We start from the raw sequence: 23,795 nt of genomic DNA on the forward strand, positions 1-23,795 counted from the left end.
ACGCGCGAACGTCCGAGACGGCCGTCCGAGAACACCGAGCGGCCCCGGTCAGCAGACCGGGGCCGCTTCCGGGTACCGCTGAATCAGTGCCCGCCCGCGTCCACCACCTCGACGCCGCGGATGTTCCGCTCGATCGCCTCCGCCGGCAGCGCCACCGCGAGGGCCCAGTAGTAGACGACCAGCGAGAACACCGCCACGACCCCGATGTCCCACCACAGCGGCAGGTTCCCCCGGGCACCCACGCCGAAGGTGCCCTGCCAGGAGATGATCCCCATCCCGACCAGGTAGACCGGCAGCCACTGCCCCGCCTTGAAGTCCATCCGCGGCGCGTTCGGGACGCCCTTCGAGGTGGCGTACATCGAGTACCCGCCGAGCAGCACGTACCCGATCACGATCGCCAGCCCGAGGCGCCACAGGGTGTCCCAGCCGGCCCAGTAGATGACCAGGCTCGCGACCACGAAGGCGATCGGCGAGATGATCGTGCCGCCGGGCAGGTGGTACGAGCGCTCCATCCCCGGCAGCCGCTTGCGCAGCACTCCGAAGGCCAGCGGCGCGCCCGCGTACATCAGCACGACGGCCGAGGTGATGAAGCCGACCAGCTTCTGCCAGCTCGGGAACGGCAGGAAGCAGATCACCCCGGCGACCCAGGCGATCAGCAGGCCGAGCCAGGGCACCGAGTTGCGGTCGGTGTGCTGCAGGGCCTGCGGTGCGTAGCCGTTGCGGCTGAGACCGTAGGTGACCCGCGAGCTGGAGGTGATGTAGACGAGCCCGGTGCCGGCCGGCGAGATCACCGCGTCGATGAACAGGACCGTCGCCAGCCAGCCCAGGCCGATCAGCGTCGCGAGGCCGGCGAACGGGCCGCTGATGCCGGGGTAGGTGATCTCGCTCCAGCCCCCCGCGATGGTCTCCGCCGGCAGCGCAGCGATGAACACCACCTGGAGCATCACGTAGATGATCGTGCCGATCACCACCGAGCCGAGCACCGCCCGGGGGATGTCCTTACGGGGGTTGCGGCTCTCCCCCGCCCACTGGATGGCCTGCTCGAACCCGAGCAGGGCAAAGATCACGCCGCTGCTGCTGATCGCCGCCAGCACGCCCTTGGAGCCGTCCGGCGCGAAGCCGTGGACGGTGAAGTTGGAGCCGTGGAACTCGGTGATCCCGAGCGCGAAGATCGTCAGGATCGGGACCGCGACCTTCCAGACGGTGGCGGCGCTGTTGGTGTGGGCGAGCAGCCGGACGCCGAGGAAGTTGATCGCGACGAACACACCCATCAACACGGCCGCGACCAGGAATCCCGTCGCGGTCAGCGTCAGGTCCTTGTTCAGGAAGCCGTCCGCCCAGGACCAGTGCTGGGCATAGTTGATCATCGCCTGCACCTCGATCGGCGCGATGGTCGCCGCCTGCAGCCAGGTGAACCAGCCGAAGGACATCCCGGCGAAACCGCCGAAGGCGTAGTGGGGGTAGCGGGCGGTGCCGCCCGCGACCGGGAACAGCCCGCCCAGCTCCGCGTGGATCAGCGCCAGCAGGATGATCGCCACCGCACCGATGCCCCAGGAGAGCAGCGCGGCGGGCCCGGCCGCCACCACGGCCTTCTGCGCCCCGAACAGCCAGCCGGACCCGATGATCGCCCCGACCGAGGCCCAGAGCAGCCCGGCGAGACCGACCTCGCGCTTGAGCCCGGTGTGCCCAGCGGCAGGCGGACTCGTGTTCGTACTGTGAGCCATCGGGGCGGTCACCTCTCGAATCGGGGAAGAAATCCACCCCGACAGTGCCGCAGCCCGGGCTGCTCCCTTCTCCCCGAAACACCCTCCGATCTGCGCCCTCACCCGAACGGTCGCGGGGGCTTACAGCATGTGAGTCCGCCCCGAACGCCCTCGGGGCTGGCCCGTCACCCGTACGCTCAGACGGTGCCGAAGTCCCCGCTTCGAACGGCGGAGACGAACGCCGACCAGGCGTCGGCGGGGAAGATGAGGGAGGGACCGGAGGGGTCCTTCGAGTCACGGACGGGGACGGCGCCGGAGGCGACCAAGTTCCCCGCTACCTCGACGCAGTTGCCGCCGTTGCTGCTGTACGAGGATTTGAACCACTGTGGCTCGTCGGTCACGAGGTTCCTCCCTTGATCAGACGGCTCCGAACTCCCCGCTTCGAACGGCGGAGACGAAAGCCGACCAGGCATCGGCAGCAAAGATCAGAGCAGGACCGTGTGGATCCTTGCTGTCTCGCACGGGCACCCGCGTGCTCAGCAACGTAGTTGGATGCGCGAGCGGCCGGTCCTCGCCGAGCGAGAACGGACTGACCTGCACGACCATCTGCGGTCGAGCGGCCAGCTCCTCCAGATGTTGAAGCTGCTCCACCATGACGTCTCGACCACCGACGGCTCGGCGCAGGCACCCCTCATCTATGACTGCATGGATCCGGGGCGCCGGGTGCTCGCCAAGGCGCTGCTGTCGGTGCAGCAGAAGCGAGAGTCGGTCGTCGGCCTGCTGCTGAGTAGTCCACTCCTCCCGGAGAGCTGGGGCATCTGGGCCCCTGACCAGCACCGCTGTCTCCGCGTTCGCGGCGCCTCGGGCAGGATCAGACGCTTCTACTCCCGCACTGCCGCCGAGGCCTACCTCGACGACAGCTCCACCCCGCCCCCGTCCCAGGACGGCATTTCGGCGACCGTCAGGCCCGCACCTCCGCGAGGTGGCGGAACTTGCGGGCGTCGTTGGCCAGGTCGTCCGTATCGAGCGTGACGTCGTCGCCGTGCTCCATGTAGACGGCCCACATGCTGCCGTCGACCCAGACGCAGAAGGCCATGTCCTGGGGCTTCCCCGCCTTCTTCATGCCGCTGGCGTGGCCGCACTTCATGACGCCACCGCGTTCACCCGGGTCGACGGTGCGCACGTTCTCGACGTGGAAGCCGGTGGTCGCCTCGGTGACCACCGTGTCGAGCACGGCCGAGGGCGAGACGATGGGCAGCTCGCGGACGGTGAGGAAGACGGTGCGCGACCTGTCCGAGGTCTGGTAGCCGGTGACCTTCGCGCCCCTGACGACCGTCGACGCCTTGGTGAGCCGCCCTGCCGGGACGCGCGGCAGCCCCAGGAACTCCTCCGGCGGGCTGTAGCGGTACGCGCCGAGGTCGGCCGTGTCGTGGGCGAAGGCAAGCGCGAGGGCGATGAAGGCCGCGAACCCGACGGCGGCCACGGTCAGCCAGAGCCGCTGGCGCGAGCCCGGCGGTGGGGCAGGGCCGGGACGGGGGCGACGGGGGTCATGTCCACCAGGACGTCGACGTCCTGGTGTTGATCTTGATCGGGCACTGGCATATCCGAGCAGCTCAGAGCCGTCGGCGCAACGGATTTGACGGCGACCTCGACGGACCGTTCCCCGGACGTTCATCCGGCCGGCACGCGGAACTCACCAGGGAGCGGCAAGCTCCATTCGAGAGGTGAAGTTGGCTATACAACTCATCCCAGGAGGAGACCCGTGACCGAGCTGCCGCCGTTCTGGCTGCGCGACAACTGCCCCTGCGTCGAATGCCGGGACCCGCGCAACGGGCAGAAGCTGTTCCAGATCGACGGCCTGCCGCCCGACCTCGCCATCGCCGCGAGCAAGGAGCTCGACGGCAACCTGGAGGTCCTCTGGTCCGACGGGCACCGCTCCCGTTATCCCCCCGCCTGGCTCGACGGGACGGACGAGGGCGACGGGCGCACCGAGCAGGGCAAGCGGCTGTGGACGGCCGCCGACTTCGCGCGCGGCATCCCCGAGGCCGACTGGGAGGCGTACCTCACCGACCCCGCCGAGCAGGCCGCCGTCCTCGCCGCCGTGCGGCGCAGCGGCTTCGCGCTGCTGCGCGGGGTGCCGACAGCCGAGCGCCAGGTGCTGAGGGTGGCCGAGAGCTTCGGCTACGTCCGGGTCACCAACTACGGCGAGCTGTTCGACGTCCGGGTCGAGCCCGACCCGAACAACCTCGCGTTCACGGACAAGGCCATCGCCCCGCACACCGACAACCCGTACCGGGACCCGGTCCCCACTCTCCAGCTGCTGCACTGCCTGGAGAACTCGGCGACCGGCGGCGACTCGGGCCTGGTCGACGGCTTCAAGGCGGCAGCGATCCTCCGCGACGAAGCCCCCGAGGACTTCGCGACCCTCACCCGGACCCCCGTCCCCTTCGTCTTCCGCGACCGCCGCACCGAACTGCGTGCCGACCGCCCGCTGATCGACGTGGACCCGCTCGGCCGGATCCGCGAGGTCCGCTTCAACAATCGCTCGATCGGCACCCTGCGGGGAACCAACCCCGAGGCCTTCTACACCGCCTACCGCCGCTTCGCCGCGATCACCCTGCGCCCCGGGCTCCGGCTCACCTTCCGCCTGGCCCCCGGCGACTGCCTGATCTTCGACAACACCCGCCTGCTGCACGCCCGTACCGCCTTCGAGCAGGACGGCCGGCGCCACCTCCAGGGCTGCTACACCGACCTGGACGCCCTGCACAGCACCCTCGCCGTGCTGCACCGTCGCACCGCCGCCCTGGACGAGCTGGCCGAGCTGTTCGCGGGCGAGGGCGCCGGGGAGTACCTGGGCGAGGCGGTCACCATGGCGGAGCACATGCTCCAGGCCGCGGCCGCCGCCGAGGCCGCCGGAGCCCCCGACCACCTGATCGCCGCCGCACTGCTGCACGATGTCGGCCACTTCCAGGGCGCCCTGCACGGGCGGGACCTGATGCGCGGGCAGGACAACCACCACAGCGACAGCGGCGCCGACTGGCTGGCCCGCTGGTTCGGCCCGGAGGTCACCGAGCCGGTCCGGCTGCACGTGGCCGCCAAGCGCTACCTGTGCGCCGTGGAACCCGGCTACCGCGCCGGGCTCTCCGAGGCCTCCGAGTACACCCTCACCGTCCAGGGCGGCCCGATGGACCACCGCGAGGCCGCCGCCTTCGCCCGGCTCCCGGGAGCCGCCGACGCGGTGGCCGTCCGCCGCTGGGATGAGCAGGCCAAGCAACCGAACGCGGCCACGCCCGCCTTCGACCACTACCGCCCACTGCTCGCGGCCCTGATGAAGTGACCGGACGCCCGGGAGCGAGGCCTCAGTCCAGCTCCCGGGCGTGCCGCGAAAGCGCCGACGTGGCCAGCGAGTTGTGCACGCTGAAGGCCACCGTCCCGGGCAGGTAGCGGTCCTGGGACCACTCCACCGGCGTGCCGGTCGGGTCAGTCGTACGCCGCCGCTCGCGCAGCAGCGGGCCGCCCCGGCGGCAGCCGAGCAGCCGGGCGTCCTCGGCGTTGGCCGCGACGATGTCGATGGTGTGGTCGGCGTCGGTGAACAGGATGCCGTGCTCGCGCAGCACCTCGGTGTGGGAGACCACGTCCGGGGGAAGTTCGGCGACGATCTCGCCGACCCGCGGCGGGTAGATGGTGCGCTCGACCATCACCGGTGTGCCGGACAGGGTCCGCAGCCGGACCGTGACGTAAACCTCGGCACCCGGCTCCAGGCGCAGCTGCTCGCGCTCGGCGGCGTCGGCCGGGCGGCGCACCAGGGAGTCCAGGATGCCGCCGGGCTCCTCGCCCATCGAGTACGCCCAGTGGGTGAAGCTGAGCAGTTCGGAGAAGCTCTGCACCCGGGCGCCGCCGAGCACCACCCGCCGGGTGCCGCGGCGGGAGGTGACCAGCCCGTCGGAGCGCAGCACGGCGAGCGCCTGGCGGACGGTGCCGCGGGAGACCCCGTACTGCTCGGCGAGCGCGCCCTCGGCGGGCAGCCGGCCCGCCTCGCCGTACGCGCCGGTGGTGATGGCCTCGCGCAGATCGGCGGCGACCTTGCGGTACAGGGCGCCGGTCGCACGCTCGCCGGTCGCACGCTCGACGGGGCGCCCGGGCTCTACTGCCACGTCACTCAATTGTCCCTCCAGGGGCGGTGTCCTGCGCAGCCGTACCGGCGCGGACAGCCCGACCTTATCCCGCTGCGCAGTTCGAGCATCGCACCGAACGGATCACGCTCCGATGGCCGGATTCCACCGTTCCGACAGCCGACCCCGGTTCTGGGCCGTCCGTTCACCTTCCCGTCACCGAACTTCGGGTTACTTACCCCCGTCAGCGAAGTTGGCTAGTCAACTCGGACGATTCCGAACTCTTCTCGGACGTCTCCGGACCCCGCCACCCGTCTGATCCCCCGTTTTGATCCCCCGTTCAAGACACCCGCTTGCAGTTCCCCCGTCTCAGGAGACTGACCCGTGTCCCTGCACCGCGCCCGCTCCGCCGCCTTCGCGGCCGTCCTGACCGCCGCCGCGCTGTCCCTCACCGCCTGCGGTTCCGCCGGCTCCTCCGCCGCGAAGGCCGGCAGCAACGGCCTCGCGGGCGGCAAGAGCGCCACGACCGCCACCTCGGTCGCCGACTTCGGCGGCATGGACGCGCTGGTCGCCGCCGCCAAGAAGGAGGGCAAGCTGCACGTCGTCACGCTGCCCCGCGACTGGGCGAACTACGGCAAGCTGATGGACGACTTCAAGGCGAAGTACGGCATCGACATCGAGGACGAGAACCCCGACGGCTCCAGCCAGGACGAGATCAACGCGATCACCTCCCGCAAGGGCCAGGACCGCGCCCCCGACGTCGTCGACCTCGGCTCGGCCTTCGCGATCAGCGCCGGCAAGCAGGGCCTGCTCGCCCCCTACAAGGTGACCGACTTCGACAAGATCCCGGCCACCATGAAGGACGCCGGCGGGCTGAGCTACAACGACTACGGCGGCTACATGTCGATCGGCTGCGACGCCAAGAAGGTGTCCGTCTGCCCGAAGACCTTCGCCGACCTGCTCAAGCCCGACTACAAGGGCATGGTCGCCCTGAACGGCAACCCGACCAAGGCCGGTGCCGCCTTCGGCGCCGTCTACGCGGCCGCGCTCGCCAACGGCGGGTCGCTGGACAACATCCAGCCCGGCATCGACTTCTTCGGCAAGGTCAAGCAGGCCGGCAACTTCAACCCGGTCGAGGTGACCCCGGCGACCATCGAGAAGGGCGAGACCCCGATCAGCATCGACTGGTCGTACCTGAACGCCGGCTACAGCGACAAGTTCAAGGACAAGGGCATCGACTGGCAGGTGGCCATCCCCTCGGACGGCTCCTACGCCCAGTACTACAACCAGGCGATCAACAAGGACGCCCCGCACCCGGCCGCCGCGCGCCTGTGGGAGGAGTACCTCTACAGCGCCCAGGGCCAGAACGGCTTCCTCGGCGGCTACGCCACCCCCGCCCTGTTCGACGCCATGAAGACCGCCGGCACCCTGGACACGACCGCCGCCGCCAAGCTGCCGACCGTCGAGAAGCCCTTCACCACCTTCCCGACCCAGGACCAGACGGACGCGGCCAAGAAGGTCGTGACCGGGAACTGGGCCAAGGCGATCGCGGGCTGACCTGAGATGACCACGGCTCCCACCCCGGTGCCGGCCCCCGCCTCCGCCGCCCAGAGCGGCGGGGGCGCCCCCGGCCCCGCCCCCTCCCCCACCCTCGCCCCGGCCACGGCCACGGCGTCCGCCGGGACGACCACGGCCGAGGCCCCCCGCCCGGCCCGGCGCCGGGCCGGCGGCGGCCGCGCCTGGCTCGCCGCCCTCCCGCTGATCCTCTTCTTCGTGATCGGCTTCGGCCTGCCCGCCGTCGCGATCGCGATCGGCGCCTTCACCACCTCCTCCGACGCCCCCGACGGCGGCGGCACCTTCACCACCGGCAACCTCACCGGCTCCCTCCAGGGCGCCTACTGGACGGCCCTGTGGGGCAGCGTGAAGCTCTCCCTGCTGACCGCGCTGATCGCCACCGTGGTCGGCCTGCCGCTGGCCCAGGCCGTGGCGACCTCCCGGTTCCGGGCCTTCCGCGAGGCCGTGATGTCCGCCTCCGGCGTGCTCGCCAACTTCGGCGGCGTCCCGCTGGCCTTCATGTTCGTCGCCACCCTCGGCAACTCCGGCGAGGTGACCAAGAAGCTCGGCCTGACCGAGCACGGCTGGAGCCTCTACACCTTCTCCGGCCTGTCGGTGGTCTACCTCTACTTCCTGGTACCGCTGATGGTCATCACCATCACGCCGGCCCTGGAGGGCCTGAAGTCCCAGTGGCGGGAGGCCGCGTCCAACAACGGCGCCACCTCGCTGCAGTACTGGCGGCACGTGGCCCTGCCCGTCCTGCTGCCCTCGCTGCTCGGCGGCTTCGTGCTGCTGTTCGGCGCCTCCTTCGCCGCGTACGCCACCGCCGAGGCCATGGTGGGCAGTTCGGTGCCGCTGATCTCGATGCAGATCGGCGACGCGCTGTCCGGCAACGTCCTGGTCGGCCAGGGCAACCTCGCCCTCGCCCTCGGCCTCGACATGATCGTGGTCGCCTGCCTGGTGATGGCCCTGTACCTGCCCCTTCAGCGCCGGAGTGCCAAGTGGCTCGCCTGATCGATCGCATCCGTTTCGGCCGCGGCCTGGTCCTGCTGATCTGCGGGATCTACTTCGCGGTGCCGATGGCCGCCTCGCTGTGGTTCAGCGTCGACGACAACAAGGGCGGGACCACCTTCCGCGCCTACACCGAGCTGCTGAACGCCCCCGGCTTCACCGACAGCCTGGTGCTGAGCCTCGAACTGGCCGCCGTCACCGTGGTGGCGCTGCTGCTCCTGCTCGTCCCGGCGGTGCTCGCCGCCCGGCTCGGCGCGCCCAAGCTGCGCCCGGTGATCGAGGTCATGTGCTCGATGCCGCTGGTCGTCCCGGTCGTCGCACTCACCACCGGCATCATCGGCGTGCTGCGCTGGGGCCCGGACTACCTCCAGGACACGCCGTTCTTCCAGACCGTCGTGGCCATCCAGGACCCGGACTTCCCGGCCGTCCTGGTCATCGCGTACGTGCTGATGGCGCTGCCGTTCGCCCACCGGGCGATCGACGCAGGCCTGCGCGGCGTGGACATGGTCACCCTGGTCGAGGCCGCCCGCAACTGCGGGGCCGGCTGGCTGCGCGCGGTGTTCACCGTCGTCCTGCCCAACCTGCGCAGCTCGCTGCTGAACGCCGCCGTGCTCACCGTCGCCCTGGTGCTCGGCGAGTTCACCACCGCCTCCATCCTCGGCTTCACCCCCTTCTCGGTGTGGATCAACTCCAACGGCAAGAGCGACGGCCAGATGTCCGTCGCGGTCTCGATGCTCAGCCTGCTGATCGTCTGGCTCGTCCTGCTGCTGATGTCCGCCGTCGGCCGCGGCCGCAAGGCCACCCGGTCCTGAACCACCCCACGTTCTCCAGGAGTTACCAGCCATGACCACGGCCACCGCCCTCGCGAACGGCGCCCCGCTCGCCCCCGGAAGCACCTCGGGCAGCGCCACCGTCGAGTTCCGCTCGCTGCGCCGCGCGTTCGGCGCCACCACCGCCCTCGACGGCCTGGACCTGACCGTCCGGCCCGGTGAACTGCTCGCCCTGCTCGGCCCGTCCGGCTGCGGCAAGACCACCGCGCTGCGCATCCTGGCCGGCTTCGAGCAGCACGACTCCGGCGAGGTGCTGGTCGACGGCCAGGACATCACCGCGATCCCCGCCCACAAGCGCGACGCGGGCATGGTGTTCCAGTCGTACAGTCTCTTCCCGCACCTGACCGCGCTGGACAACGTCGCCTTCGGGCTGCGGATGCGCGGCACCGGCAAGGCCGAGCGCCGCAAGCGCGCCCAGGAACTGCTGGAGCTGGTCGGCCTGCCGCACCGCGCCGAGCACTACCCGCACCAGATGTCCGGCGGCCAGCAGCAGCGCATCGCACTCGCCCGCGCGCTCGCCCTGCAGCCGCGCGTGCTGCTGCTGGACGAGCCGCTGTCCGCGCTGGACGCCAAGGTCCGCCTCCAGCTGCGCGAGGAGATCCGCCGCCTCCAGCAGGAGCTGGGCATCACCACCCTGTTCGTCACCCACGACCAGGAGGAGGCGCTGTCGATGGCCGACCGGGTCGCCGTGCTGCGGGCCGGGCGGCTGGAGCAGTGCGCCACCCCGTCCGAGCTGTACGGCCGGCCGGCCACCGCCTTCGTCGCCGAGTTCGTCGGCACCATGAGCCGCATCCCGTGCATCCGCGCCTCGGACGGCGTCGAGGTGCTCGGCCGCCGGTACACGGTCGACGGCGAGGTCCCGGCCGACGGCGAGCTGCAGGTGCTGGTCCGCCCGGAGAACGTCCTGCTCAGCCCGGACGGGACCGGACCCGCGCTGGTGGTCACCGCGTCCTTCCTGGGCGCCGTCACCCGGCTCACCGTCCGCCTGGACGACGGCACCGAGGTCAAGGCCGACCTGCCCACCGAGGCCGCCGCCGCCCTGCCGGCTGGCTCCCGCGCCGCGCTCACGCTGCCGGAGCGCCCGGTGTTGGTGGACCACCGCGCCGCCTGAGAACCTCTTCCCCGCACCGACCCAAGAACCACCGAAGGTACCGCCATGCCTGAATCCGTACTGCCCGAATCCGCCGTGCCACCCTCCTCCGCACTCCCGTCCGCCGTCCTCTTCGACATGGACGGCACCCTGGTCGACACCGAGCAGCTGTGGTGGCAGGCCGCCGCCGAACTCGCCGAGGAACTGGACCACCCGCTCACCGACCGGGACGCCCCGGAGGTGCTCGGCCAGGCCGTCGAGCACACCGCCGCCCACCTGCACAGGGTCAGCGGCACCGCCCGCCCCGAGGCCGAACTCGCCGCCCGGCTGGGCGAGTCCTTCGCCGGCAAGGTCGCCGCCGAGACGGTGCCCCGCCCCGGCGCGCTCGCCCTGCTGGCCGCCCTGCGCGAGGCCCGGGTGCCCACCGCGCTGGTCTCCGCCTCGCCGCGCCAGGTGGTGGACCTCGTCCTGTCCTCCATCGGCCGCGACTGGTTCGCCGTCACCCTGGCCGCCGAGGACACCGCCCGCACCAAGCCCGCCCCGGACCCGTACCTGGCCGCCGCCGAGCGGCTCGGCCTGGACCCTGCCGCCTGCGTCGCCGTCGAGGACACCCCGACCGGGGTCGCCTCCGCCGCCGCGGCCGGCTGCGCGGTGCTCGCCGTGCCGTCCACCGCCGTTCCGATGCCCGGCGGCGACCGGATCACCCTGCTGGACAGCCTGGAACGGGCCGACCTCGCACTGCTGGGGAAGCTCTGCGCCGCCCCGGCCGTTTGACAGCGACATGCCCTACGTCCTTCTCGCCCTCGCCATACTGAGCGAGGTCTGCGCCACCAGCTGCCTCAAACTCACCGAGGGGTTCACCCGCCTCTGGCCCAGCCTGGGGGTGGGCATCGGCTACGCGCTGTCCTTCTTCCTGCTCGGCCGCGCGCTCAAGCACGTCCCGGTCTCGGTCGCGTACGCGGTCTGGTCGGGGGCCGGGACGGCGGCGGTCGCCGGGATCGGCGTGGTCGCCTTCGGCGAGTCGCTGGGCAGACTGCAGATCCTGGGGATCGCGCTGATCATCGTGGGGGTGGTCGTGCTCAACCTCAAGGGAAGTCACTGACGGTCCGTCAGTTCTGTTGGGCACGGGCCGGGCTGGGGTCGTCGGACGCACCGACGCCCCGGCCCGGCCCGTTCGCTACCGTGTCCCCATGACGAACCCGCGTCCGCACCACTACCGCTTCGCGCACCGCGAACTCCCGCGTCAACTGCTGCAGTTCGGCGCCCAGGTGACCAGCCCGGCGCCGAACGGCGGCAGCCTTGCACCCGCCTTCACCCAGCTCTGGGACAGCTTCGGCGAAACGCTGCCGCCCGAGGACCGGCTGCCCAGTCACGGCCTCGACTGCCGTCACGTCGAGGTCGACGGCACCCGCCTGCTCCTGATCACCCTGCCCACCCCGGCCGGCACCACCGAGGCCTACTTCTGCGCCTCCGTCCTGCCCAAGGGCGCCACGGCCGTCCGGTACCTGACCCTGGAGCACGCGATCAACCCGTTCGACGGCAGCCCCGGCACCGTCCTCGGCGAGTGGACCACCGAGAGCCACCTCAACCACGGCCCCGGCCCCTCCCCCGTCGCCGACCTCTTCGTCGCCTCGGTGGTGCAGCTCGTCGCCCCGAAGAAGCGCGGCTTCTGGCGCCGTTGACCCACCCCGGCCACTTCCTCCCCCGCAAGTGTGAGTGCCCCCGGAGCACGGATCGCCCACGTACCGAACGGGGTTATGCTCGGCCGGTCCGACACCCGACGCACCGGGGGAGAAAGTGGCCGATTTCACGGTCAGTCCCGAATTCCTCGCCAAGCTCGCCAAGGACCTCAAGGGCTGCGGGGACGAGCTCGACCAGGGGCTGAAGGCGCTCAGGGAGGCGAGCCGCGACGGGCTCGGCTTCGACTTCCTGGAGGACGCCGGCAAGCACTTCCAGGAGAAGTGGGAGTACGGCCTCAAGAAGGTCCGACAATGCGTCAAGGTCCTCGACGAGGGCCTGGAGAAGGTGCAGCAGTCCTACGCGGGCACCGAGCGGGACATCGCCAAGGCCCTCACCCCCGCGCGGGGGCAGTCATGACCACCCCCACGCCCGCGCCCGACTGGTCCGGCCTCGGCTTCAATCCCACCCCGGGCGACCCCGCCGCCGTGGCCGGCCTCAGCAGCAGCCTGCGCCGTGTCTCCCAGCACCTCGCCGGCGTCCACACCACGCTGGCCCAGATCTCCGGCGACCGGGGCCAGTGGACCGGCGACGCCGCCAAGGCCTTCGCCGCCCGGTTCGGCAAGCTCCCCGGCTACCTCCAGGACGCCGCCGACTCGATCACGGCCGCCTACCAGGCCCTCGACGTCTGGTACCAGGCGATCACCGAACACCAGCCCAGGGCCGCCGAGTTGGCCCGCGCCGCGGTCACCGCCAAGCAGAGCAAGAACCAGGCCGAACAGGCCCACCGCACCGCGGCCGCCGCCCCCGACCTGGCCCTGGCTGGCAAGAGCTTCGCCGACGACGCCTCCCTCGCCGCCGCCGAACAGCGCTACAACGCCGCCAAGAGCCACCTCGACGCCGCCGCCGAGCTCCTCACGAGCGCCACCACCACCCTCACCGGTCTCCGGAGCCAGGCCCACGAACTCGCCGAGCACCACAGGTCCGACGCCCGCAGGACCGCCGCCGCCATCCGCAAGGCCGCCGACAGCAAGGCCCCACCGGAGCCGGGCGTGCTCAGCCGGGTCGGCACCTGGCTGAAGGACCACGGCGCCGACCTGCTCACGGTGGCCGCGGGCGTCTGCGGCGTCGCGGCGATCTTCTTCCCCGCCTTCGCCCTGCCGGCCATCCTGCTGAGCGGCGCGGCAGCACTTGCGCACGGAACCAAGTTCGCCGCCGAGGGCAAGCTGTGGCCACCGCAGAAGAACATCGGCAACTGGCTGACCCTGGGCGGCGATGTGCTGGGCGCGATCCCCGGGGTGGGCGTCGCTGCCAAGGGCGCTACCGCCGTCCGGGAGGCGAGTGCCGCCGGTTCCGGCGTACGCGGGGCCCTCGCTGCCGGAACGACCGAGGTCCGTGCCGCCGCCCGCGCGGTCGACCCGGCCAACCCGGTCTTCACCACCGCGATTGAGAAGCCAGCGATCAAGCTCGGGCTCTCCAAGGCCACCGCGATGGACGTCGCCGACGGCGTCCAGGCCGCCACCACCGCCGGGCTCAACGCCCCAACCGCGTACGCCCTCACCCAGGCCGACCCGAGCGACGACCTCGACAGTGCGGTCAACAACACCACCGGAGCCAACAACGTCGTTGGTTCGGTCGGCCTCGCGTTCGGCGGCGGCGGCAAGGCCAACGCCGTCGTCGGCACGGTGTCCGCCCTCGGCAACCTGATCGGCGTGACGGGATGGGCGACCGGCTATGCCCGTTGAGACCACCTTCCCCGCACTGTGGCTGACCCTGCCCGCGGGCTTCACCACCGTCGACCTGGACGAGGACGTCGGCGACCGGATGGCTCACGCCGCCGAGAGCCTGGACGCGCTCTTCCCGAACACCATCCCCGAGCAGAAGCTCAGCGCGGTGATCGCCGCGGAGACCGCCCTCCAGGCCCAACTGCGCGAGGGCGCAGTCCATCTGTCCAGCTGCCTGGTCCGCGCCGAGGACGGCGATCCGATCCACGGCATGCTCGCCGTCTTCGTCCGCCCGCAAGAGCTCGGCCCGCGCGGCACCTACGCCGACCGCGCCGCCGAGGAGTTGGCTGCGGCGTGGCCGGACGCCGACGTCGGCGTGGTGGAGCTGCCGATCGGCCGCGCCGCCCTCGCCGCTCGGGAGTTGACCGTCCCGGTCCCCGGCGCGGTGTGGGGCGTGCCGGATCCCACCGTCAGCACCGTGCGCCAGCTGGAGCTGCTGATCCCGTACCCGTGGAGCCCGCACGTGGTCGCCGCCGTCTTCACCACCGAGGACATCGACCACTGGGACGAGTGGCTCCCCCTGCTGGCCACCGCCTTCCGCGGCATCGCCTTCCACCCGCCCCGGGACGAGAGCCTCGACCACCTCCCGCCCGAGCAGTGGGACACCATCCGTAAGGCCTTCGGATGACAGTCACCGCTCCCCGCCGCGGGTCGATCCCGCTGACCATCGCCCTCACGCTCGCCGCCCCACTGTCGATCGTCGGCCTCTCCGCCGCCTACGGGGCGTACGGCTGGCTGGCCGGTCTGGGCGCCCTGGTGCTCGGCACCGCCGTCCTGTCGACCGGCCTCGGCCGCCTGGCCGGCCGCACACTCGGGTGCCTCGCGGCCCTGATCGCCCCGCTCGCGCTGCTCGTCGCGGCGGCAGCGACGGGCAACGTGCGCGATGACGTGGTGCTGAGCGCCGGTCCCACGGTGACCGCCCGGGTCGTCGAAGTGGAGCGCACCCCCGGCAACCGCGACCCCTCCTGGGACTACAGCCTGGTGACCGACAACGGCGCCCCCGTCCCCGGCGGCCGCCTCAACCAGCGCAACCAGGCCCTGCGGATCGGCGACCAGGTCACCGTCCGCATCGACCCCGACGGCACAGCCCGCCCCAAGCGCCCCGACGAGATCGACCTCAGCACCGACCTCTTCTGGGCCGCCGCCGTCCTGCTCACCTCCTCCGCCACGATCGTCGGCGTCGGCCTCCACGCCGGCCGGCCATGACCCACGTCACATCGCCTGTCTGAAACTCCGTCGGCTGTCCCGCTGTCCTGCCCTTCGCGCTATCTGATGAACGGACAGTACGGGGGATGACGCCATGGGCGATGACGCAGCAAAAGCAGGCGGCCCGGAGTTCAAGATCCGGCCGGGACAGCTGAAGGACGCCGCGCCGACCTTCGAGAACCAGAGCAAGGCGCTCAAGGAGGCGCTCGACAAGCTCAGGCACAGCCTCGCCGACGCGGGCAGTCCGTGGGGCAGCGACAAACAGGGCAACGAGTTCGCGGCGGCCTACAACGGCCCGCACGACAAGGTGCTCTCCGGGCTCGATGTCCTGGTCCAGGGACTCGCCAGCATCCACGACGGCCTGGTCGCGCACGCCGACAACCACACCGACGCGGACAACAAGGCCCGGAAGGACCTCACCTGACGACCGGCATTCCCCGCCGGTCGGGGGCGACGCATGGGTGAGTCCGCGGCCGCGAAGGCCGTCCAGAAGGTACCGGCATGTGGTGGCCGGACGCCGACCCGGACAAGCTGCGCACGGTGGCCGACGCGTGGGAGGCGATGGCCACCGCCATCGACAACGTCACCGCCCCCACCAACCAGGCCGCCGCCGCTGTCGCCAACAACCACGGCCCCGCGATCGACGCCTTCGGCAAATTCTGGGCCCGGTACTACGGCGGCAAGGACGGCCGAGAACCAAACACGGGACGGTCGCGCTGACGGCCGCGCTGGTGACGGCCGTGCCGGCGGGGACGTTCGGGGTGGTGGCGGTGAGCACGTACGTGGGGTCCGGCACGGCGTGGCTGCTCGGGCTGGTGGTCGGGGTCGCCCGGATCGTCGGGTTGGTCCGGTTGCTGGGCCCGGTGGGCTGCTGGGTGGCGATCGTCTCGGTCGCGCTGGGGGGCGGTGCGATCGGGGAGGCGGTCTCGGCCCGGGACGCGGTGATCCTCGGCGCCCGTGGGGTGACCGTCACCGCGCGGGTCGCCGCCGTCCACGACCACCCCCAGGACAAGCATCCGAACTCGACGTACGACCTGGTCGGCGAGCTCGGGGTGCCGATCCCCAACGGCACGGTGTACGGGAACCTCCACGCGCACGCGGTCGGCGACCGGCTGCTGGTCCGCTGTGACCCGGAGGGTGTCGCGGCCACGACGGCCCCGGACGACATCGACTTCTCGCAGGACCTGGCGATCGCCGCCGCCCTGGCCGCCGTCCTGATGGCCGCGGTCGCCGGCCTCGGAGCGCTCGTGGTCCGCAACGGCCGCCCGCGCCGGGTGCCGTTCCGGCGGGGCACGGTCATCGGGCAGGGCTAACCTCGCACCACCCGGGCCCGCAGGTAGTTGCGGCGCCCGAAGTTCGGCTCGTCGACCGCCGTCAGCTCCTCGACCTGGAAGCGGTACAGCGCCGCCGCCCCGCCCCCGGTGAGGTACTGCCGCCGGGTCTCCTCGTCCTGCGCGAAGGAGGGGTAGCGCCCCTGGTAGGCCACCAGCGCCGCCACGGCCTGCCGGCCCCAGGCCTCGCCCGCGCTGCCGGTCAGCTGCAGCCCGCGCAGCTGTTCGCCGAAGACGGGCGGCGGCAGGAAGACGGTGGCGGCGGCCCGGGCCTCTTCGGCGAGGTGGTGGCTGTGCCGGGTGGAGCGCTCGCTGACGAAGTAGAGGACGAGGTCGTCGTCGTGGGCGAAGAAGGCCAGGTTGGCGTGCGGTCCGTGCTCGTGGCCTGCGGTGGCGAGGGTGAGCACCATGGCTTCGGCGAGCAGGCCCTCGACGCCCTTGTGCAGCAGGTCGGCCGGCCAGTCCCCCTGCGTGATGTCGAGTCGGTACGGCATTCGGCACTCCCTCCGCCGGCGCCCGGTGCCTCCGCGCCCCGAGCGCGTCTGAGAACGACTGAGCCGGGCGGGCCCCGGTCAGGGGCCCCACGCCCGGCTCACATGCTCCACCCGCCGTCCGAACCCGGACAAGGGGGAGGCCGCTCACGAAATGGGCGCCACCGCGATGGGCACTACCGCGCCCGGTGCGAGGCGTACCCGCGGGTCACCACCGGCACCGCGCCGGGGCCCAGCAGCGGGCGCAGCGCGCCGGAGCGCATCCGGTCCACCAGCGGCCCGCAGCGCCCGGCCAGCGGGGCGAGCACCAGCGCGACCAGGGTGCCGACGAGCGCGCCGACCGCCACGTCGTGCGGGTAGTGCACGCCGACCCAGACCCGGGAGGCGGCCATCAGCACCGCGAAGACGGTGGCGACGGCGCCGAGCCGACGGCTGACGAACCAGAGCGAGATGGCGGCGGCGAAGGCGATCACCGAATGGTTGCTCGGGAAGGACCAGTCACCGCTGGTCGCGCCGGGGCAGGTCTCCAACGAGACGCTGCCGGGGATCTGCGCGCACGGCCGGACCTCCTCGACCATGTTCTTGAGGACGGAGTTGACGCCGTACGCGACGACCACGATCACCGGGGAGGCCAGCACCTTGGCCATCACCGCGGAGTCGGCGCCGCGCGCCCGCCACCAGGCGAGGAGCATGAAGAGCGCGAACAGCCCGAGGCCGATCGCCGACCAGACCTTGATCACGTCGTCCAGCCAGTGCGGGGCCGACTGCGCCCACCCGTTGACCCGGGTGTAGAGGCTGCCGTCGATCCCGCTGCCGTCGTAGACGGCCAGGGCCCGAGAGGACATCACACGTCACCTCCGTGACGGCGCGCCTTACGGGCGCGGAACAGTTCGAGAACAATGGGGAGCACGGAGACAACTACTACCAGACCGATGATCGGCAGCAGATATTGGTCGATGCCGGGTATCGAGGATCCGAGCCCGTACCCGGCCAGCACCACGCCGACGGTCCAGACCACGCCCCCGGCCACCTGCCAGACGGTGAACGAGCGAACCGGCACTTCGAGCACGCCGCAGAGCGGGTTCAGCACCGTCCGGACCACCGGGATGAACCGGGCGAGCACGATCGCCTTGCCGTGCCCGTACCTGGCCAGCAGCTCCTCGGCCCGCTGGACGCCCTCCAGCAGGCTCTTGCGCCTGGTGCGGCCCAGCAGCGCCCGCCCGCCGCGGCGGCCGATCAGGTAGCCGACCTGGGCCCCGGCGAGCGCGCCGACCAGGGCGGCGGGCAGCACCTGCCACAGGTGCAGCTGCGGGCCCTTGGTGGCGCCGGGGACGCAGAGCAGGCCCGCGGTGAACAGCAGCGAGTCCCCGGGCAGGAAGAATCCCACCAGGAGGCCGGTCTCGGCGAACAGCACCACGGCGATGCCGAGCGCGCCGAAGGCGGCGAGCAGCGAGGACGCGTCCAGCGGGTTCACCGCGAGGTGGGCGGCAGCCGCGAGGTGCGGGCCCATCGCGAGGGGCGGGCCCATCGCGAGGTGAGCGGCCGGGTCGGCAGGGAACTGAGGCAAGGCTGGCGGACCTCCCGTACGTTGGGGGGCGGCTTTCACCGCGGTTCGCCGCGGAACCCGCCCAGGACCGTCTACAGTGACGTAGACGGTCTACATGACTGTAGACGAAAGCTGGAGGAAGCGCCGCCATGTCCGACGTACCGTCCGCCCGCCGGCCCGCCGGGGAGCTGGAGGCCGAGGTGCTGGCCGCCCTCTGGTCCGCCCGGCAGCCGATGACGCCGCAGGACGTCCAGACGGCGCTCGGCGGGGACCTCGCCCGCACGACCATCGCGACGATCCTGGCCCGGCTGCACGACAAGGGGACGGTCGAGCGCACCCGGGCCGGCCGTGCCTACGCGTACACCCCGACCGTCCAGGACACGGCCGGCCTCGCCGCCCGCCGGATGCACACCGAGCTCGGCCGCGAGGCCGACCGCTCCACCGTGCTCGCCCGCTTCGTCTCCGACCTCTCCGCCGAGGACGAACAGCTGCTGCGCGAACTGCTCGGCGACGGCGGACCGGGATCGGCGGGCGCACCGTGATGCTCGCCGTCTGGGTGCCGCTGCTGCTGCCCTTCCTCGCCGGCCCGCTGGCCCGCCGCCTCGCCGAGGCGCTGTCGCCCCGGGCCGCCGCCTGGCTGCTGGCCGGCACCGCCACCGTCCTGGCCGGCGGCATCCTCTGTTCGCTGGGCCTGCTCACCACCGCCGGGCTCCTCCAGCTCCCCCCGGTCGCCGCCCTCGGCCACCTCTCGCAGCCCTGGCTCACCTCCGCCGCGCCCAGTGCCCCGTTCGCCGCCGCACTGGCCGGCCTGGTGCTCGCCGCACTCGCCGCGCTGGCAGTGCGGACCGCCCACCGCCGCCGGCTGGAACTGCGGGCAGCCCGGGCCGCACTGCCCGCTGCCGCTCCGCACCCGGGCGACGCCGCCGGTGACCAGCATCCGGACATGCGCCCCCTGCGCGCCTCTGTGCGCCGCGCACGCGCTCCCCGGTGGCTCCGGTCGCCGCTGGCCCGGTTGCGGCCGCCCACCGGGTACCAGCTCACCGTGCTGGACGACGAGCACGCCGACGCCTTCGCCCTCCCCGGCCGCCTGCGCCGCCCCGGACGGACCGGCGAGCCCGGCCGGATCGTGGTCACCTCCGGGATGCTGCGCGCCCTCAGCGGCCCCGAGCGGTCCGCCCTGCTCGCCCACGAACGCGCCCACCTGACCGGCCGCCACCACGTCTTCCTCGCCCTCGCCGAGCACGCCGCCGCTCTCCACCCCGCGCTTCGCCCGCTGCGCGCGCCCCTCGGGTACCACCTGGAGCGCTGGGCCGACGAGGTGGCCGCGGCCCGGGTCGGCGACCGCGCCGTGACCGCCCGCGCGGTCGGCCGGGCCGCCCTCGCCGCCAGCCGTTCGCCCTGGCCGGCCCGGCCCCGGCTGGTCGCCGCCGCGCACTCCGGCCCGGTCCCGCGCCGGGTCGCCGCCCTGCTGGAGCCCCGCCCCTCCGGCACCCCGGCCACCCGGCTGCGCGCCGTCGCCCTGGCCCTGGCCGCCTGCCTGGCGCTGACCACCGGCGCCACCCTGGAGGCCACCGCCGACCTGCACCGCACCGTCGAGGCCGCCCAGCACGAACCGGGCGCGTCCCGCTAGGAAGCCGCGGCGAGCGGAGGGCCGGTGCACCTCGGAACGGTTTCCGTACCGGGCGGTACGCGGACTTGGCAGACCCCATCCCCACACGCCCACCGCACCCGTACGCTTTCGTCAGCGCGTCGACCCCGGCGCGTCCTCGAACGGCGGCGAGGAGCAACACGAGTGCGGCAGACCGGACGGCAGTCCCGACGACCAGAGCGCCGCGTCCCGCCGACCGCGGCGGAGCTGGCCAAGGTGCATGAGCGCACCCTCGCCGACGCCGCCGCCCGCGAACTCGCCTTTCCCGAGACCGGCGAACCCGGCCGGCCCGGAGGACCAGGCGGCCCGAACGGGCCGGGCCTGCTCGAACCCCGCCCCGAGATCGGCGACTCCTGGGCCCGGCTGCGCCGCCTCGGCCTCGACCCCGACACCGGCGCGGCCGCCGTCCTGCTCGGCCCCGCCGAGCTGGAGCAGCGCCGCCGGTCCAGCGGGCTCGACAACGTCATGCCGGTGCTGCGCGAGACCCTGCTCGGGCCGGTCGGTCAGACGCCGCTGATCCTCGCCATCGCCGACGCCGAGGGCCACGTGCTCTGGCAGGAGGGCGAACGCGGCCTGCGCCGCAGCGCCGACCGGATCGGCTTCGTCACCGGCGCCCGCTGGATCGAGGAGAGCGTCGGCACCAACGGCATCGCGGTCGCGCTGCGCACCCAGCGCCCGATGCACGTCCACTCCGCCGAGCACTACCTGCGCAGCCACCACACCTGGACCTGCGTCGCCGCGCCCGTGCACGACCCGGCCACCGGACGGCTGGTCGGCGCGATCAACCTCAGCGGCCCGGCCCACAACGTCCGCCCGTACCTGCTCCAGCTCACCGCCACCGCCGCCCGGCTCGCCGAGACCGAACTGCGCGCCCACCGGCTGGAGGCGCTCAACCAGCTGCGCACCCTGGCCGCCCCGCTGCTCGCCCGGGTCGGCGGTCCGGCCCTCGTGGTGGACGCGGCCGGCTGGACGGCCGCCTCCGCCGGGCTGCCGCCGCCCAGCCGGCTCCGCATCCCCAGCGAGGGCTGGGCCCCGGCCGCCGTGCACTGGGTGCCGGGGCTCGGCGAGTGCGTGCTGGAGCCGCTCGCGGACGGCTGGCTGGTGCGCCCGGTCCGCCCGCCCGGAACGGACGGCTCCGGCACGGTGAGCGCCGAACAGGCCGAGGGCGCCCGGCTCCTGCTCGACCTGCGCAGGCCGGACCGCGCCGAACTGTCCGTCCGCGGCGCGGCCGACAGCTGGTCGCACCCGGTCAGCCCGCGCCACGCCGAACTGCTGCTGCTGCTCGCCACCACCCGCGAGGGCAGCACCGCGGCGCAGCTCGCCGAGGCACTGTTCGGCGACGCCGGGCGGACGGTGACGGTCCGGGCCGAGCTGTCCCGGCTGCGCCGCTACCTGGGCGGCCTGCTGGCCCACCGGCCGTACCGCTTCGCCGACTCGGTGCTGGTCACCGTGCAGGGGCCGGAGGACCCGTACGACCTGCTGCCCGCCTCCACCGCGCCGGCCGTACGGCGGCTGCGGGCGGAGCTGGCGGCGGACCGGGTACGGCTGCCGGGCGCCGCGGCGACCCTGCCCCCTCCGCCGCCCTCTGCCCTGCCCTCGCCGCGTACGAACGAAGAGCCCGGGGGTCAGCCGTCCGCGAGCAGTGCGGCCAGCTGGGCATCGGTGGGGCCGCAGTCGCGCTCCTGCTCGACCGGGACCACCGCGTAGGTGCGGTCCAGCCAGGCCTGCACCCGGGGCTTGGAGGCCTCCAACAGGGCACTGCCGTGCGGGGATTCGAGCGCCAGGTGCAGCGTCGAGCCGTGGCAGGGGCAGTACGCCGGCCACAGCTTGACGTCGCCCTGACCGCTCAGCGTCTGCAGGCCGTCGCGCAGCAGGTCGCGGGAGAACACCCAGTCCGCCTCGTCCGGACGCCCCGGATGGAAGGTCAGCAGCACCTCGTAGGGGCGCGCGGCGTCGAAGCGGAACCGGGTGCGCACCTCGCCGACCACTTCGTCGCCCAGCGAGATCCGCAGTACCAGCACCTCCTCCACCGCCGCCGGAGCGGCGGTGGAGCCGCCCCCATCGCCGCCCGTGGGGGTGGCGGCGAGGGGGGCACTGGAGGCTGCGGACAGCGGGTCGGGCGGCATGACGGTCTCTCCGGGAACGGCGCGGGATGCCATCAGCCTGCGCCACCCGCCGCCGGGCGGGCAAGGGTTGCAAGGGGGTTGCAACAACCCTCCTCCGGGCGCGACCGATTCCGGCCCTGTCTGCCAGACGGACCGTCAACTTCCGCCCGTCGAACGGATTTCCGGAAAACCGAGCAATTTCGTCCGCCCTCCGGCCACCCGCTGGTACGCTCTCCCCCTCCCGACGCGGGCCCGCGGCGGGCCGGTCCCGGACGGCCGGATCCGGGCCCGTCCCCGGTGCGTGGGAGAATACGGTGACGCGACGGCGACTTCGGGGAGGGAGGGGTCCGGTGGCTGTGCGTGGGGAGACCGCGCGGGACGTGCAGCACGAGCCCGCACGGCAGGGTCGGCACGGTCGGCCACGCCCGTTCGGCGGCCGGCTCCGGCTGCCCACCCTCCGCTTCTCCGGCGCCGCGATGGCGATGTCCACCGTCGTCGGCATCAGCATCGCCACCACCCTCCTGCTGAACGAGCAGCAGGGCATCGGCCGGCGGGCCGGTGTCGCCCGGGTCGGCACCACTCCGCCGCCCAGCCCCGGCGCAACCGGCCAGGCCGAAGCGGCCTCCGACCGGACCACCGGCACGCCCGCGCCGCCCTCCGGCCGTCCGCACGGCCCGAAGGCCCCCGGGCACGCCTCGGCCCACCCGTCCGGCCCGGCGAACGCCGCGGCCACGCCCCCGGGCGGACCGCGGGCGGGGACGGCCGTCCCGGTCACGCCGTCGACCGGCGGCCAGGCCTCCTCCGGGCAGGACCCCCGGTCCTCGACCGGGGGTCCCGGCAACGGCACCGGGACGGGCGGGCAGCCGGGCGCCGGGGCCTCGCCCTCGGCCCAGCCGTCCACGCCTCCCCAGCCGTTCGCCCCTTCCGCCGGGAAACCCGACTCGGCACAGGCCGGCGCGGCACAGGCCGGCGCCGGGCAGACCGACACCGGACAGTCCCCGCACCCGCCCGGGCTCCAGTCGACCATCCCGGCCCGGCCCGGTCCCGCCTTCCCCGCGCCCGGCCGCCCGCTGCCGCCGCCCGCCACCGACGCCCCCGGCACCGACGGACCCACCAGCGACGTCCCCGGCAGCGACGTGCCCGCGACCGGCGCCCCCGAGGCCGACGGCTCCACCCCGGAGGCCGACCAGGCCCTGACCGGTGCCGGCCTGACCGCCGCGGTCGGACGCGACGGCCTCCGGCACGCACTCGACCTCACCGTGGCCGAGCCGGTCACCGCGCTGCAGGCCGAATTCCGGCTCACCCCGGGCGAGTTGGCCCCCGGTAGCGGCGCCGCCTGGACCGACCTGCCGGGCGCTGTGGTGACCACCCAGCAGGAACGCGGCACCCTGGTCTACCGCTTCACCACCCCGCCCGGCACCGACGTGAAGCCCGGCCACTACGCCTTCGTGGTGCGCGGCGCCCGCCCGGCCGACCAGGTCGGTCCGGTGCGCAAGCCGGGCCCGCAGGAGACCTGGAACGCCTCCGCCTTCGGCATCGACCACCCTCGGGCGGTCGCCGCCCTCGGCGGCTTCGGCCCACTGCTCCCGCAGCCCGCCCGGCGCCCGGCGCACCACGGCAGCTGACCGCCCGTCGGCCGGTCGGCGACCCCTGGCTCCGATCCGCCGCTCCGATCGCCTGATCAGATCTCCCGGTCCGCCAAGCAGC

The 23,795-nt window shown here is 73.2% G+C and carries 28 protein-coding genes; 19 read left to right on the forward strand and 9 right to left on the reverse strand.

Translation table 11 applies throughout. The features are described 5' to 3' along the window. Positions 1–83: 83 nt before the first annotated feature. The 4 genes from ACFV1W_RS04340 to ACFV1W_RS04355 all read right to left on the reverse strand — a co-directional run bounded on the left by ACFV1W_RS04340 (position 84) and on the right by ACFV1W_RS04355 (position 3,186). Positions 84–1,724, reverse strand: a complete 1,641-nt coding sequence (locus tag ACFV1W_RS04340) for an APC family permease (RefSeq protein WP_380412978.1) — start codon at positions 1,722–1,724, stop codon at positions 84–86. Between the two features lie 176 nt (positions 1,725–1,900). Continuing rightward, complete coding sequence (locus ACFV1W_RS04345; RefSeq protein ID WP_380412980.1) at positions 1,901–2,104, reverse strand: DUF397 domain-containing protein; 204 nt, start codon at positions 2,102–2,104, stop codon at positions 1,901–1,903. A 16-nt stretch (positions 2,105–2,120) separates the two neighbouring features. Then, complete coding sequence (locus tag ACFV1W_RS04350) at positions 2,121–2,540, reverse strand: Scr1 family TA system antitoxin-like transcriptional regulator (protein ID WP_380412982.1); 420 nt, start codon at positions 2,538–2,540, stop codon at positions 2,121–2,123. A 124-nt stretch (positions 2,541–2,664) separates the two neighbouring features. After that, positions 2,665–3,186, reverse strand: a complete 522-nt coding sequence (locus tag ACFV1W_RS04355) for a hypothetical protein (RefSeq protein ID WP_380412984.1) — start codon at positions 3,184–3,186, stop codon at positions 2,665–2,667. 279 nt (positions 3,187–3,465) lie between these two features. Between ACFV1W_RS04355 and ACFV1W_RS04360 the strand changes: the two genes are divergently transcribed. Next, complete coding sequence (locus tag ACFV1W_RS04360; protein WP_380412986.1) at positions 3,466–5,040, forward strand: phosphonate degradation HD-domain oxygenase; 1,575 nt, start codon at positions 3,466–3,468, stop codon at positions 5,038–5,040. Between the two features lie 22 nt (positions 5,041–5,062). Here ACFV1W_RS04360 and ACFV1W_RS04365 read toward each other — a convergent pair whose 3' ends face one another. Next, the gene (locus ACFV1W_RS04365) at positions 5,063–5,857 is read right to left on the reverse strand and encodes a GntR family transcriptional regulator (RefSeq protein WP_380412988.1); all 795 of its coding nucleotides are present in this window, start codon (positions 5,855–5,857) and stop codon (positions 5,063–5,065) included. Positions 5,858–6,199: 342 nt separating this feature from the next. On the opposite strand from ACFV1W_RS04365, the gene ACFV1W_RS04370 reads away from it, so the two are divergent. The 14 genes from ACFV1W_RS04370 to ACFV1W_RS04435 all read left to right on the forward strand — a co-directional run bounded on the left by ACFV1W_RS04370 (position 6,200) and on the right by ACFV1W_RS04435 (position 16,280). Then, the gene (locus ACFV1W_RS04370) at positions 6,200–7,372 is read left to right on the forward strand and encodes an ABC transporter substrate-binding protein (protein ID WP_380412990.1); all 1,173 of its coding nucleotides are present in this window, start codon (positions 6,200–6,202) and stop codon (positions 7,370–7,372) included. A gap of 6 nt (positions 7,373–7,378) precedes the next feature. After that, positions 7,379–8,383 (forward strand): ABC transporter permease, encoded by a 1,005-nt coding sequence (locus ACFV1W_RS04375; RefSeq protein WP_380412992.1) that lies wholly within the window; start codon positions 7,379–7,381, stop codon positions 8,381–8,383. Beyond that, positions 8,383–9,192 carry an ABC transporter permease gene (locus ACFV1W_RS04380; RefSeq protein WP_380413163.1) on the forward strand — a complete coding sequence of 270 codons (810 nt, stop codon included), beginning with the start codon at positions 8,383–8,385 and terminating at the stop codon, positions 9,190–9,192. The genes ACFV1W_RS04375 and ACFV1W_RS04380 overlap by 1 nt, the downstream gene beginning before the upstream one ends. 31 nt (positions 9,193–9,223) lie before the next feature. Next, positions 9,224–10,321, forward strand: coding sequence for an ABC transporter ATP-binding protein (locus ACFV1W_RS04385; protein WP_380412993.1), 1,098 nt, complete (start codon positions 9,224–9,226; stop codon positions 10,319–10,321). 45 nt (positions 10,322–10,366) lie between these two features. Further along, a complete protein-coding gene (locus tag ACFV1W_RS04390; RefSeq protein ID WP_380412995.1) occupies positions 10,367–11,074 on the forward strand; it encodes an HAD family hydrolase in 708 nt (235 codons plus the stop codon). 7 nt (positions 11,075–11,081) lie between these two features. Beyond that, positions 11,082–11,402 (forward strand): DMT family transporter, encoded by a 321-nt coding sequence (locus tag ACFV1W_RS04395; protein WP_380412997.1) that lies wholly within the window; start codon positions 11,082–11,084, stop codon positions 11,400–11,402. An 88-nt stretch (positions 11,403–11,490) separates the two neighbouring features. Further along, positions 11,491–11,982, forward strand: coding sequence for a hypothetical protein (locus ACFV1W_RS04400; RefSeq protein ID WP_380412999.1), 492 nt, complete (start codon positions 11,491–11,493; stop codon positions 11,980–11,982). Between the two features lie 115 nt (positions 11,983–12,097). Continuing rightward, the gene (locus ACFV1W_RS04405; RefSeq protein WP_380413001.1) at positions 12,098–12,397 is read left to right on the forward strand and encodes a hypothetical protein; all 300 of its coding nucleotides are present in this window, start codon (positions 12,098–12,100) and stop codon (positions 12,395–12,397) included. After that, the gene (locus ACFV1W_RS04410; RefSeq protein ID WP_380413003.1) at positions 12,394–13,722 is read left to right on the forward strand and encodes a putative T7SS-secreted protein; all 1,329 of its coding nucleotides are present in this window, start codon (positions 12,394–12,396) and stop codon (positions 13,720–13,722) included. Before ACFV1W_RS04405 ends, ACFV1W_RS04410 begins: the two co-directional genes overlap by 4 nt. Then, positions 13,712–14,389: a hypothetical protein gene (locus tag ACFV1W_RS04415; protein ID WP_380413005.1), complete on the forward strand. Its 678-nt coding sequence runs from the start codon at positions 13,712–13,714 to the stop codon at positions 14,387–14,389. The genes ACFV1W_RS04410 and ACFV1W_RS04415 overlap by 11 nt, the downstream gene beginning before the upstream one ends. Beyond that, positions 14,386–14,967, forward strand: a complete 582-nt coding sequence (locus ACFV1W_RS04420) for a hypothetical protein (RefSeq protein ID WP_380413007.1) — start codon at positions 14,386–14,388, stop codon at positions 14,965–14,967. Before ACFV1W_RS04415 ends, ACFV1W_RS04420 begins: the two co-directional genes overlap by 4 nt. A 94-nt stretch (positions 14,968–15,061) precedes the next feature. Then, positions 15,062–15,391 (forward strand): WXG100 family type VII secretion target, encoded by a 330-nt coding sequence (locus tag ACFV1W_RS04425; protein ID WP_380413009.1) that lies wholly within the window; start codon positions 15,062–15,064, stop codon positions 15,389–15,391. 77 nt (positions 15,392–15,468) lie between these two features. Further along, positions 15,469–15,687, forward strand: a complete 219-nt coding sequence (locus ACFV1W_RS04430) for a hypothetical protein (RefSeq protein ID WP_380413011.1) — start codon at positions 15,469–15,471, stop codon at positions 15,685–15,687. A gap of 50 nt (positions 15,688–15,737) precedes the next feature. Further along, positions 15,738–16,280, forward strand: coding sequence for a hypothetical protein (locus ACFV1W_RS04435; RefSeq protein ID WP_380413013.1), 543 nt, complete (start codon positions 15,738–15,740; stop codon positions 16,278–16,280). Here ACFV1W_RS04435 and ACFV1W_RS04440 read toward each other — a convergent pair. From ACFV1W_RS04440 to ACFV1W_RS04450, 3 genes are all read right to left on the reverse strand, one after another. Beyond that, positions 16,277–16,792 carry a pyridoxamine 5'-phosphate oxidase family protein gene (locus ACFV1W_RS04440; protein WP_380413014.1) on the reverse strand — a complete coding sequence of 172 codons (516 nt, stop codon included), beginning with the start codon at positions 16,790–16,792 and terminating at the stop codon, positions 16,277–16,279. The two genes, ACFV1W_RS04435 and ACFV1W_RS04440, sit on opposite strands and share 4 nt — an antisense overlap. Before the next feature lie 173 nt (positions 16,793–16,965). Further along, positions 16,966–17,634, reverse strand: coding sequence for a phosphatase PAP2 family protein (locus tag ACFV1W_RS04445; RefSeq protein WP_380413016.1), 669 nt, complete (start codon positions 17,632–17,634; stop codon positions 16,966–16,968). Continuing rightward, positions 17,634–18,299 carry a DedA family protein gene (locus tag ACFV1W_RS04450; protein ID WP_380413164.1) on the reverse strand — a complete coding sequence of 222 codons (666 nt, stop codon included), beginning with the start codon at positions 18,297–18,299 and terminating at the stop codon, positions 17,634–17,636. The genes ACFV1W_RS04445 and ACFV1W_RS04450 overlap by 1 nt, the downstream gene beginning before the upstream one ends. A 185-nt stretch (positions 18,300–18,484) precedes the next feature. Between ACFV1W_RS04450 and ACFV1W_RS04455 the strand changes: the two genes are divergently transcribed. The 3 genes from ACFV1W_RS04455 (at position 18,485) to ACFV1W_RS04465 (ending at position 21,690) form a co-directional block, all read left to right on the forward strand. After that, positions 18,485–18,877: a BlaI/MecI/CopY family transcriptional regulator gene (locus tag ACFV1W_RS04455; protein ID WP_380413018.1), complete on the forward strand. Its 393-nt coding sequence runs from the start codon at positions 18,485–18,487 to the stop codon at positions 18,875–18,877. Continuing rightward, complete coding sequence (locus tag ACFV1W_RS04460) at positions 18,877–19,965, forward strand: M56 family metallopeptidase (RefSeq protein WP_380413020.1); 1,089 nt, start codon at positions 18,877–18,879, stop codon at positions 19,963–19,965. Before ACFV1W_RS04455 ends, ACFV1W_RS04460 begins: the two co-directional genes overlap by 1 nt. 162 nt (positions 19,966–20,127) lie before the next feature. After that, complete coding sequence (locus tag ACFV1W_RS04465; protein WP_380413022.1) at positions 20,128–21,690, forward strand: GAF domain-containing protein; 1,563 nt, start codon at positions 20,128–20,130, stop codon at positions 21,688–21,690. Here ACFV1W_RS04465 and ACFV1W_RS04470 read toward each other — a convergent pair. Beyond that, on the reverse strand, positions 21,609–22,109 hold the full coding sequence (locus ACFV1W_RS04470; RefSeq protein WP_380413024.1) for an SsgA family sporulation/cell division regulator: 501 nt from the start codon (positions 22,107–22,109) through the stop codon (positions 21,609–21,611). The genes ACFV1W_RS04465 and ACFV1W_RS04470 overlap by 82 nt on opposite strands. A 329-nt stretch (positions 22,110–22,438) precedes the next feature. On the opposite strand from ACFV1W_RS04470, the gene ACFV1W_RS04475 reads away from it, so the two are divergent. Then, on the forward strand, positions 22,439–23,713 hold the full coding sequence (locus ACFV1W_RS04475) for a hypothetical protein (protein WP_380413026.1): 1,275 nt from the start codon (positions 22,439–22,441) through the stop codon (positions 23,711–23,713). Positions 23,714–23,795: the final 82 nt, after the last annotated feature.

It is taken from the genome of Kitasatospora sp. NPDC059648, from assembly GCF_042734825.1.
Classification (GTDB): Bacteria; Actinomycetota; Actinomycetes; order Streptomycetales; family Streptomycetaceae; genus Kitasatospora.